Genomic DNA, 11469 nt, shown 5'->3' on the forward strand with positions numbered 1-11469 from the left:
CCGTACGGAGGGTTCGCGGACCGTTCTACGGTCAGGTCCAAGGTCGGTTGGGGAGGTCCGTTGACCGTCGGTACTCATGCGCGGCGTGCCCGCGTCCGCGTCACGGGCGCGGCCAGCGTGGCGGTACGACCCGTCCTGGAGGCGCAGCGCCGTCCGGCCCGCGTGCTCGCGGTCTTCCCGCAAGGGGTGTACCTGGAGGTCAGGACCGACCTGGAGCCCTCGGTGATCGCCGTCATCACGGGCGAGGCCGTCCGGCTGCCCAACTCCGTGCTGCTGGGCGCGCACCTGCCGCCCGTCACAGTGGGCGACGACGCCTCGGTGGGCGACCGGGTGATCGAGCTGGGGCCGCTGACCCTCGGCGTACGCCGCTGGTGGGACCCCGCGCCGCCGCTGGGGCCGCTCGACGCGGCCGCTCTCGCCGGCGCCGCCGCCCTGCTGGACGGCCCGCCGAACCCGGGGCTGGCCGGGAACGGCACGGTCGGGATGCTCGCGAGCAGTTGCGCGGACGGCTGGCTGCTGGGCGCGGTGACGGCGGCCGAGCAGCTCGTCGGCCTCGGGCCCGGGCTGACGCCGAGCGGCGACGACGTGCTGGCCGGGCTGCTCGTGACCCTGCGGCACCTGGGCACGGCGACGGGCGCGGAGCGAGCGGTGCGGCTGGCGGGGTGGCTCGCGGCGACCGTCACGTACGACGCGCGCACCCGTACGACGCCGATCTCGGCCACGCTGCTGCACTGCGCGGCGCACGGCGCGGCCAGCCCGGAGGTGACCGCGGTGCTGCGCGGCCTCGCCGGCCGGCAGGCCCTGCGGCCGGCGCTGCGCCGCCTGCACCGGCTCGGCCACACCTCCGGCTCGGACCTGGCCCAGGGCATCGCCATCGGCGTCACGGCGATCCTCGCCCTGAGCGGCACGCAGCCGCCCGGGCCGAACGCGACGATCGGCCGGGAATCACGCGAGCCGAACGCGACGGTCGGCCGGGAATCGCCTGAGAGGACCAGCATGAGCGGTGCCCCGGCGACGGCATCGGGAGGGACGCCATGAGCGACACCCCGGCGGCCGTGGTGGTGCGGCGGGGGGCGTACCACGACTCGGTCGCGCTCATGCGGCTCAGCCGCGCCCTGTCCGACCTGCCCGGCGTGGAGGCGGCCATGGTCGCGATGGCCACCGAGCTCAACGTCACCATCCTGCGCGAGCTGGGCTTCACCGTCCCGGAGGCCGGGCCCGGCGACCTGCTCGTCGCGGTGCGCGCGCACGACCCCGGCGCCGCCGTCGAGGAGGCCGAACGCCGGCTCGCCACCGTCCACCGGCCGCAGGCCGAAGCGCAGGAGCAGCCTCCGCTCACCACCCGCTCGGCCGTCGCCGCGGTCGACGCCGGCCTCGTGCTCGTCTCGACCCCCGGCGAGTACGCGTTCCTGGAGGCGTACGACGCCGTCGAGGCCGGACTGCCGGTGATGATCTTCAGCGACGGCGTCCCCGTGGAACGGGAACGGCAGCTGAAGGAGCTGGCCGAGACCAGGGACGTGCTCGTCATGGGCCCCGACTGCGGCACCGCCGTCATCGCGGGAGCCGGCCTGGGCTTCGCGAACGTGCTCACCCCCGGCCCCGCCGGCGTGGTCGCCGCCTCCGGCACCGGCGCCCAGCAGGTGACGTGCCTGCTCGACCGGGCGGGCGTCGGCGTCAGCCATGTGCTCGGCGTGGGCGGGCGTGACCTGTCGGCCGAGGTCGGCGGCCTGTCCACGATGCGGGCGCTGCGCATGCTGGACGACGACCCCGCCACGGAGCTGATCGTGCTCGTCTCCAAGCCGCCCGCCCCCGAGGTGGCGCGGGCGGTGCGCGAGCTGCCGCTGCGCACGCCGGTCGTGCCGGCGATGCTGCGCGAGGGCGGGCCCGACCTGACCGAGGCGGCCGAGCAGGCGCTGCGGCTGCTGGGCAGGTCGGTCCCTGAGTGGCCGTCCTGGCCCGCCTGGCACCGCGCGCGCCCGTCCGCCGAGCGGATCACGGGCGTGTACTCCGGCGGCACGCTCGCCACCGAGGCCGCCCTGATCACCGGCTCCCGCGACATCGTGGACTACGGCGACGACGCCTACACCCGCGGACGCGCGCACCCGATGATCGACCCGACGTTGCGCGTGGAGGCGCTGGCCGGGGCCGCGGAGACCGACGTGGTGCTCATGGACGTCGTCCTCGGCCACGGCGCCGACCCCGACCCGGCCGCCTCGCTGGCCCACGCCGTCGCCCGCACGCCGGCGACCGTCGTCGTCGCCCTGATCGGCACCGACGGCGACCCGCAGGACCTGCACCGCCAGGCCGCCGCCTTCCGCGAGGCGGGCGCGGCGGTCTTCACCTCCAACGCCCAGGCCGCCCGCCACGCCAGGAGCCTGCTGTGACGCCACGCCCCCGGACCGCTCTGCTCGACGCGCCGCCGCACGTGATCACCGTGGGGGCGGGCCTGCTGGACGAGGCGCTGCGCGCGCAGGCCGTCCGCACGACGCCGGTCGACTGGCGGCCGCCGCTGCCCGGCACCGCCGAGGCCCTGGCCACGGTGCTCGCCGACCCGCGCCGCCAGGCGGCCAACGAACGGGCGGTGGGCCGGCTCCTGTCGGCCCGCCCGCACCTGGCGGGCGTCCGCCGGGCCTCGGAGGTGCTGCCGGCGGGGACGTTCCTGCACGCGGGCCCGCCCATCACCTGGGAGCGCGCCTCCGGGCCGATGCGCGGCGCGCTGGTCGGCGCGATGCTGCTGGAGGGCCTGGCAGGCGACGAGCGCGAGGCCGGCGACCGGCTGGCCGCGGGCGCGGTCGAGCTGGCTCCCTGTCACGAGCACGCCGCGGTCGGCCCGATGGCGGGTGTGGTGAGCCCGTCGATGTGGCTGTTCGAGGTGAACGACGCCGAGCACGGCGGCACCGCGTACTGCTCCTTGAACGAGGGCCTGGGCAAGGTCCTGCGGTACGGCGCGTACGGGCCGCAGGTACTGGAGCGGCTGCGCTGGATGGACGAGGTGCTCGGCCCGGCCCTGGCGGCGGCGCTGGAGCGCACGGGCCCGATCGACCTGCGGGCGCTGATGGCGCAGGCCCTGCAGATGGGCGACGAGCTGCACAACCGCAACCGCGCGGCCACCTCGCTGCTGCTGCGGGTGCTGGCGCCCGCGCTGGTGGAGACCGCCTCCGAGCACGCGGCCTCGGTGCTGCGCTTCATCGACGGCAACGACCACTTCTTCCTCAACGCCGGCATGGCCGCGGCCAAGGTCAGCGCGGACGCCGCCCGCGACGAGCCCGGCTCGTCACTGGTCGTCGCCATGGCGCGCAACGGCACCGACTTCGGCGTGCAGGTGTCGGGTCTCGGCGGTCGCTGGTTCACCGGCCCCGCGGGCGTGCCCGACGGGCTCTACCTCGGCTCGTACGGTCCCGCCGACGCCAACCCCGACATCGGCGACTCCACGATCACCGAGACGTCGGGTCTCGGCGGCTTCGCGATGGCGGCGGCGCCGGCGATCGTGCGGTTCGTCGGCGGCGAGGTGGCCGACGCGGCGCGGGCCACCCGATCCATGTACGAGATCACGCTCGCCGAGCACCCCGCCTACCAGATTCCGGGCCTGGGATTTCGCGGCACGCCGGTCGGGATCGACGTCGCTCTGGTCGCCAGGACGGGCCTGCTTCCCGTGGTCAACACCGGCATCGCGGGACGCGTGGCTGGGACGGGCCAGGTCGGAGCGGGCCTGGTCAAGCCGCCGGTCGAGGCGTTCACGAGCGCATTGCTCACATTGGCGCAATCAGTAAGTGATCAGTAAGCGATCAATTCTGAATAGGCTGATAACACCAGGTCAAGCCGGTAGAAAGCGGACTCCAGCTTCCCTTACCGATTCACCGCCGATATCGTAACGAACCTCATAATCTGCAAGTAGCGCGTAGACGCACGTGACGGATGAGGTAGATGGGGGCGGATACATGGCAGCCGACCGCTTGCTCAGCGGGACCGGCCCCGAGGGCGGCGGCGGGGGCGCGCCGCAGGGCCAGGGACGCCTGGTAGGCAGGCGTTACCGGCTGATGTCGCCCGTCGGCCGGGGCGGCATGGGGATGGTCTGGCAGGCGCACGACGTGCTGCTCGACCGTGACGTGGCGGTGAAGGAGCTGATGCTCCCGTACGGGCTCGACCACGCGGGCATGCAGGTGGCGCACCGGCGGATGCTGCGCGAGGCGCGCTCGGCCGCGCGGCTGCAGCACCCGGGCATCGTGACCGTCCACGACGTGGTCGAGGAGGACGGCCGCCCGTGGATCGTGATGGAGCTGGTCCGCGCCTGGTCGCTGGAGCAGGCCGTGCGCCAGAGCGGGCCGCTGCCGGTGGTGCAGGCCGCCGAGATCGGCATCCGGGTGATCGACGCGCTGCGGCACGCGCACGCGGCCGGCATCCTGCACCGCGACGTCAAGCCCGGCAACGTGCTGCTGACGGCCGACCGGGTGGTGCTGACCGACTTCGGCATCGCGGCCATAGAGGGCGACGTGAACATCACGCAGACCGGCCTGCTCATGGGGTCGCCCGCGTACATCCCGCCGGAGCGGCTGTCCGGGCAGCAGATCACGCAGGCGGCCGACCTGTGGTCGTTCGGGGCCACGCTGTACGCCGCCGTCGAGGGGCGGCCGCCGTACGAGGGGCCGGACCCGGTGGCGGTGCTCGGCGCGGTGGTCACCCAGGATCCGATCAGGCCGCAGCGGGCCGGCGCGTTACTTCCGGTCATCGAAGGGCTGCTGCGCAAGAACCCGGCCGAGCGGCTGACGTCCGAGCAGACCGTCAAGATGCTGGAGGACGTGCTGCGCGCGCACGGCTCGGCCCGGCCGCGCACGCCCGAGACGCTGCCCAGCCGCTCCGACCCGACGCCCGCCGGGCTGCTGCCGCCGCTGGAGACCCCGTCGGGGCCGATGCCCTCGCGGATCGTGGAGACGCCGTCGGGACCGGTGCGGGTGCCGTACGACTCGGGCTCGTACACGATGCCGGCACAGCGGCCGGGGAACGCGTCGGGCGGCTTCCCGATGCCGTCCGACCGGTCTGAAAGCACGTCGGGCGGTTATCCGATGCCGTCCGACCGGCCGGGAAGCACGTCCGGCGGCTACCCGATGCCGTCCGACCGGCCGGGAAGCACGTCCGGCGGCTATCGGTTGCCGTCCGAGCCGCCGGGGAGCACGTCCGGCGGGCACCGCTCGGGGCAGCCGCCCCGGGTGTACGACTCGCTGGTCAGCTCGTCGGGCCCGCAGCCGCCACTGGGCGCGCCGACCGCGCGCGACCTAGACGACGACCTCGACGGCTCCGGCCCGCGGCCCCAGCCCATCCTCCCGCTGACCTCCGACAGCCGTACCTCGGGCGCGACCCCGTGGCCGCTGGCCACGCCCGACGCCCTGCGCGAGCAGTCCCGCGACCTGTCCCGCGACTCGCGCAACCCGCGCGACTCGCAGGCGACGGCCGGCAGCCGGCTGACCTCGCTACCGGACGCCGCGCCGCGCACGGGCAGGAGCCGGCGCCGGGCGGACGAGGACGACGGCTTCTGGGCTCGCGAGGGGCGGCCCAAGCCCATCATGATCGTCAGCGCGCTGGCCGCGTTGGCCGTCACCGCCGGCGTCGTGATCTTCGTCCTGGTCGGCGGCTCGGAGGAAGCCGCCCCGGGCGCGAACCTCACCTCCGGCACGACCTCCGAGACCGCCACGGCTCAGACGGAGCCGTCCGCGGTGCCCGAGGGCTACAAGGAGCACACCGGGCCAGGGTTCGCCGCGGCGCTGCCGGACGACTGGACGCCGGCGGAGTCCGGCGACGTGACGACGTTCGACGGGCCGAAGGACTCCGGCATGCGGATCATGGTCGAGAAGGCCACGCCGCAGTCCGACGGCGGCGTGACGGCGCTGACCAAGAAGGAGGCCGAGGGCGGTCTGGAGGGCTACATCCAGGTGCAGCTCCAGGGCGTCGACTACCGGGGCAACAAGGCCGCCGACTGGGAGTACACCTACACCACCGCCAGCGGCGTCCCCATGCACGCGCTCGTCAGGTACGCCACCATGGACGACGCCGCGTTCACGATCACGTTCGACCTGCCGGAGCTGAAGTGGGACGACCAGGCGGAGACGCGCAAGGTGTTCCTCGACACCTTCCAGCGGATCGACTGAATTGCACCGATCGTTCCAAAACGGTAGCGTGACGGTATGGCGCGACCGCGGACGTTCGAAGAGGACCATGCGCTCGAGGCGGCCATGCGCGCGTTCTGGAACGCGGGCTACGAGGCCACCTCGACGCAGGACCTGTGCGCGGCCACCGGGCTCGGGCGCAGCAGCATCTACAACACCTTCGTCGGCAAGCGCGAGCTGTTCCTCAAGTCGTTGCGCCGCTACACCGAGCAGCGCAACGCCCGCCTCGCCGAGGTGATGGAGGGCGACCTGCCGATCCGCGAGAAGGTGCGCACGGTGTTGTGGTGGGCGGTCGACTCCGACCCCGCCGACCCGCCCGGCTGCCTGGTCGTCAACACGGCGGTCGAGCTGGGCCCGCGCGACAGCGAGATCGCCGAGCTGGTGCGGCGCGACGGCGAGCGGCGGGTCGAGATCATGCGGGCGGCTCTGGAGCGCGCCCGCGCCCGGGGCGAGCTCGGCCCCGACAAGGACCCGCTCGCGCTGGCGCGCTTCGTCAGCGCCGCCGTCGGCGGCCTGCGCGTGAGCGCGCGCGGCGGCGCCGACCGGTCCGCCCTCGAGTCGATCGCGAACATCACGCTGGGCGTCTTCTGATTTTTTCGTGCCCTGATTTTGTACTGATCTATCCAAAACTGTGAAAGGGGTCCGCCATGCCGTTGGCGGTCTACATCCTGGGTCTTGCGATCTTCGCCCAGGGCACCTCCGAGCTCATGCCGGCCGGGCTGCTGCCCGAGATGGCCGCCGATCTCGGGGTGTCGGTGCCGGACGCGGGGCTGCTGATCTCGGCGTTCGCGATCGGCATGCTGGTGGGGGCGCCGGTGCTGGCCGTCGCCACGCTGCGGATGCCGCGTCGTACGGTGCTGACGGTGTTCCTGGGACTGTTCGCGCTGACGCACGTCGCGGGCGCGCTCACCTCCAGCTACGCCGTGTTGTTCGCCACCCGCGTCGCGGGCGCGTTCGTCTACGCCGGCTTCTGGGCGGTGGCGGCCGGCACCGCGGTCGGGCTGGTGCCGGCGAACTCCCGGGCCAAGGCGATGAGCGTGCTGGCCGGCGGGCTGACCGTCGCCTCGGTGATCGGCCTGTCCGGGGGCACCGTCATCGGCCAGCACCTCGGCTGGCGAGCGGCGTTCTGGCTGGTCGCCGGGCTTTCGGTGCTGGCCGGCGTGGGCGTGCTGGCCACCGTCCCCGGCGGCCGGCCGGGGGCCGCGGCCGCGCCGAGCGTGCCGGCCCAGCTGCGCGCCATGGCCCGGCCGCCGCTCTGGCTCGCGTACGGCACCACCGCGCTGACCACGAGCGCGCTGCTGGCCTCCTTCAGCTACCTGAGCCCGCTGCTGGCCGAGGTGACCGGCCTGGACGCCGCCTGGGTGCCGGCCGTCCTCGCGCTGTACGGGGTGGGGGCGCTGATCGGCATCACCTTCGGCGGCCGGATCGCCGACGCCCGGCCGTTCGCCGTCATGGTCGCCGGGGTGGCCGGGCTCGTGCTGACCTCGGCCGCGCTGGGGGCCTCGGCGCACCTCGCCGTGCTCGCCGTACCGCTGGTGTTCCTGCTCGGCGCCTTCGGTTTCGGCACCAACCCCGCGCTGAACGCCCGCCCCCTCTCCCTCGCCCACGACGCCCCCACGCTGGCCGCCGCGGTGAACGTCTCGTCCTTCAACGTCGGCATCACCGCCGGCCCCTGGCTGGGCGGCCTGGCCATCGACGCGGGCCTCGGCTACCCGTCGGTGGCCTGGATCGGCGCCGCGCTCGGTGTCACCGCCCTGGCGGCGGTGTCGCTGGCGGCGCTCCTGCACAGCAGGACGAGTCCGGCCGTTCCGGAAATCCGTGAGATACCTTCGACGCTATGAAGCTGGCGAGCATCTCCCTCTATCCCGTCAAGTCGGCGGCCGGGCACGACGTGCCGGAGGCCGAGGTCCAGCCGTGGGGGCTGGCAGGTGACCGGCGCCACCTCATCACCGACGCGGGCGGCGAGATCCTCACCGCGCGGGAGGAGCCGCGCCTGCTGGCCTGCGTCCCGGTGCTCGACGGGGAGATGCTCACGCTCACCGGCCCGCACGCCGAGCCCCTGCGAGTGGTGCCCGGCACGGCCCACTCGACGGTGGACGTCTGGGGCGACCCGGTGCGGCTCACCGACTGCGGCGACGAGGCCGCCGCGTGGCTGTCGGCGCTGGCCGGCCGGCCGGTCAGGCTGCAGTGGCTGGACGACCCGACGCGCCGCCCGGTCGACCCGGCGTACGGACGGCCGGACGACCGGGTGAGCCTCGCCGACGCCTATCCGCTGCTGCTCACCTCGACCGCCTCCCTCGACCGGCTGCGCGACTGGATCGCCGAGACGGCCCTCGAACGCGGCGAGGAGCCGCCCGAGCCGTTGCCGATGCGCCGGTTCCGGCCGAACGTGGTGGTCGAGGGGGCGGCGGAGCCGTTCGCCGAGGACGAGTGGAAGCGCGTGCGCATCGGCGAGGTGGTCTTCCGGGTGACCAAGGGGTGCGACCGGTGCGTGCTGACCACGGTCGACACGGCGACGTACACCAAGGGCAAGGAGCCCATCCGCACGCTCTCCCGTCACCGGAAATGGGATGGGAAGGTATGGTTCGGGATCAATCTGATCCCGGACGGGCCCGGGCGGATCACGCAGGGGGATCCGGTCGTAGTTCTCTGAAATGTCGCGAAAAGACAGGATTTCTGCATTAAAAAAGGCCCACAATCCCCTTTGGGGTGATGTTGGGGGCTATGGGAAACTTCACCCGTGACCAGTGCCCCCGAGAAGACCGCGGTCTCGTCCCCTGACCGGATCCGTGCCGTCCAGCGGCGCACGCTGGCGGTGCTGTCCGCGGCGCAGATCGTGGGAGGCGTGGGCGTGGCCGTCGGGCTCGCCCTCAGCTCCGTCGTGGTGGACCGGCTGTCGGGCTCCACGGTGATCAGCGGCTTCGCGGGCACGGCGACCGTGCTGGGCGCGGCGTTACTGGCCCTGCCGACCGCCAAGGCGTCCGGCAGCGGCGGGCGGCGCGCCGGGCTGTCACTGGCGTACGGGGCGGCGCTGACCGGCTGCGCCATCTCGGTGCTCGCGATCACCCTGGGCTCCTGGCCGCTGCTGCTGGCCGGGCTCGTGCTGGTGGGCGGCGGCAGCGCGGGCAGCCTGGCCGCCCGCTACGCCGCCACCGACCTGTCGCCCCGCGACCGGTCGGCCCGGCACCTGTCGCTGGTCGTGTGGGCCACGACGATCGGCTCGGTGGCCGGCCCGAACCTGGCCAAGCCCGCCGACCAGATCGGCATGCGGCTGGGCATGGTCCAGACGGCGGGGCCGTTCGCGTTCGCGGCGCTGGCCTTCGCCCTGGCGCTGGCCGTGGTGCTGTTCCTGCTGCGGCCCGACCCGCTCACGCTCGCCCGATCCCAGAACGGCTCCCAGCCCGCCGGGCCCGGGCGCAACCGGACGATCCGTACCGCCTGGCAGGTCCTGCGCACCACCCCGACGGCCCGCCGCGCGCTCGTCATGATCGCGGTCAGCCACACGGCGATGGTGTCGGTCATGTCGATGACCCCGGTCAAGCTCCACCACGACGGCTCGAACCTCGACGTCATCGGCCTCGTGATCAGCCTGCACATCGCCGGCATGTACGTGCTGTCGCCGGTCGTCGGCTGGCTGGCCGACAAGGCGGGCAAGGTGCCCGTGCTGCTGCTCGGCACGGTGCTGCTGCTCGCCTCCGCCGCCCTGGCCGGCACGGCGGGGCACCGGGTGTGGCAGGTGACGGCGGCGCTGGTGCTGCTCGGGCTGGGCTGGTCGTGCGGCCTGGTCGCCGGCTCGGCGCTGGTCACGGAGTCGGTCGCGCTCGACCGCCGCCCCGCCGTCCAGGGCCTGTCCGACCTCCTGATGAACGTCTGCGGCGCCACGGGAACGGTGGTCGCCGGCGCCATCGTGGGCGGCCTCGGCTACCCCACGCTCGGTCTAGTCGTCGGCGTCATGGTCGGCGCCGCCGGCCTCTGGCTGGCCCTCACCCGCCCCCGCCCCACTCCCGCGGGATGAGTCCCCTCGCTCAGCCCGGCCCCTCCCCGCGGTAGGCCACGGCGTTCCTGGGCAGGCGTCGATGACATGTCGTCACGCACGGGGCGGAAGTGAGCGATCATGCCGGGGGTTCTCGTCACGGGGGCGAGTGTCGCGGGTCCGGCGCTGGCCTACTGGCTGGCTCGGGGCGGCTGGGAGGTCACGGTCGTCGAGCGCTTCGACGGCCTGCGCGACACCGGCCAGAACATCGACATCCGCGGCGCCGGCCGGCACGTCATCCGCCGCATGGGCCTGGAGGAGGAGGTGAAGGCCGCGGGCACAGGCGAAACGGGCACCGAGATCGTGGACGACGACGGCAGGTGCGTGGCCTACCTGCCCAAGGGACAGGACGACTCGGGCGGGATGACCGCCGAGGTGGAGATCCTGCGCGGCGACCTGGCGCGGCTGCTGTACCGGCGGACGGCGCACAGCGCGCGTTACGTGTTCGGGGACGAGATCGCCGGGCTCGTGGAACGTTCCAGCCATGTGGACGTCGACTTCAGCAGCGGGGCCCGGGAGAGCTTCGACCTCGTGGTCGTCGCCGAAGGCATGACCTCCCGCACCCGCCGCCTGATGTTCCCGGACGCCGTACCGCGGTATCTCGGCCTGTGCCTCGTCTACACCACCGTCCCGCGCATCGCCGCGGACACCGACCGGTGGCGCTGGTACCACCCCGGCGGGGGCCGCGCGGTCACGCTGCGGCCCGACAACCACGGCACGATCCGCGCGACCCTGTCCTTCCTGAGCGACACTCCCGGACCGGCGAACCTGCCTGCCGCGGAGCAGGAGCGTCTGCTGCGCCGCGTCTTCCAGGACGCCGGATGGGAGACGCCACGCGTCCTCGACGCGATCGACGCCTCGCCCTTCTACTTCGAAGCGGTCGGCCAGATCCGGCTCCCGTCGTGGAGCAAGGGACGCGTCGCGGTGGTCGGCGACGCCGCCTACTGCGCGTCCCCTCTCAGCGGCATGGGCACCACCCTCGCCCTCACCGGCGCCTACGTCCTGGCCGGCGAGCTGCTCGCCGCCGCCGGCCACCGCGCCGCGTTCGCTCGTTACGAGGCCCTGATGCGCCCCTACGCGCACAGCGCGCAGAAGCTCGTACCGGGCTTTCCCCGGATCGCCCATCCGCGATCACGACTCGGCGTGCGTTCCCTGCGGGCGGCGACGAGACTGGCCACGAGCCCGGCCGTGCGGAAGGCCGCGCGACAGGCGAGCGCGCTGTTCCCGCACCCCGCCGAGAAGATCGACCTTCCCCGCTACGCGTAACCCGCTGAAGCA

The 11469-nt window shown here is 73.8% G+C and carries 9 protein-coding genes; all 9 read left to right on the forward strand.

All coding sequences use genetic code 11. The annotated features are described in order from the left end of the window. Window positions 1-60: 60 nt before the first annotated feature. Window positions 61-1038 (forward strand): DUF2877 domain-containing protein, encoded by a 978-nt coding sequence (locus tag ACIBP6_RS26625; protein ID WP_397056344.1) that lies wholly within the window; start codon window positions 61-63, stop codon window positions 1036-1038. Continuing rightward, window positions 1035-2384: an FdrA family protein gene (locus ACIBP6_RS26630; protein ID WP_397056346.1), complete on the forward strand. Its 1350-nt coding sequence runs from the start codon at window positions 1035-1037 to the stop codon at window positions 2382-2384. The genes ACIBP6_RS26625 and ACIBP6_RS26630 overlap by 4 nt, the downstream gene beginning before the upstream one ends. Further along, window positions 2381-3781: a DUF1116 domain-containing protein gene (locus tag ACIBP6_RS26635; protein ID WP_397056348.1), complete on the forward strand. Its 1401-nt coding sequence runs from the start codon at window positions 2381-2383 to the stop codon at window positions 3779-3781. Before ACIBP6_RS26630 ends, ACIBP6_RS26635 begins: the two co-directional genes overlap by 4 nt. Window positions 3782-3938: 157 nt before the next feature. After that, window positions 3939-6140, forward strand: coding sequence for a serine/threonine-protein kinase (locus tag ACIBP6_RS26640; RefSeq protein WP_397056350.1), 2202 nt, complete (start codon window positions 3939-3941; stop codon window positions 6138-6140). A gap of 36 nt (window positions 6141-6176) precedes the next feature. After that, the gene (locus ACIBP6_RS26645) at window positions 6177-6749 is read left to right on the forward strand and encodes a TetR/AcrR family transcriptional regulator (protein ID WP_397056351.1); all 573 of its coding nucleotides are present in this window, start codon (window positions 6177-6179) and stop codon (window positions 6747-6749) included. A gap of 56 nt (window positions 6750-6805) precedes the next feature. Next, on the forward strand, window positions 6806-7999 hold the full coding sequence (locus ACIBP6_RS26650) for a Cmx/CmrA family chloramphenicol efflux MFS transporter (RefSeq protein WP_397056353.1): 1194 nt from the start codon (window positions 6806-6808) through the stop codon (window positions 7997-7999). After that, window positions 7996-8811: an MOSC domain-containing protein gene (locus tag ACIBP6_RS26655; protein WP_397056355.1), complete on the forward strand. Its 816-nt coding sequence runs from the start codon at window positions 7996-7998 to the stop codon at window positions 8809-8811. Before ACIBP6_RS26650 ends, ACIBP6_RS26655 begins: the two co-directional genes overlap by 4 nt. Before the next feature lie 87 nt (window positions 8812-8898). Then, the gene (locus ACIBP6_RS26660) at window positions 8899-10173 is read left to right on the forward strand and encodes an MFS transporter (protein WP_397056357.1); all 1275 of its coding nucleotides are present in this window, start codon (window positions 8899-8901) and stop codon (window positions 10171-10173) included. 99 nt (window positions 10174-10272) lie between these two features. Further along, window positions 10273-11457 (forward strand): FAD-dependent monooxygenase, encoded by a 1185-nt coding sequence (locus tag ACIBP6_RS26665; protein WP_397056359.1) that lies wholly within the window; start codon window positions 10273-10275, stop codon window positions 11455-11457. Window positions 11458-11469 lie beyond the last annotated feature (12 nt).

Source organism: Nonomuraea terrae, from assembly GCF_044465245.1.
GTDB classification, from domain to species: domain Bacteria; phylum Actinomycetota; class Actinomycetes; order Streptosporangiales; family Streptosporangiaceae; genus Nonomuraea; species Nonomuraea terrae.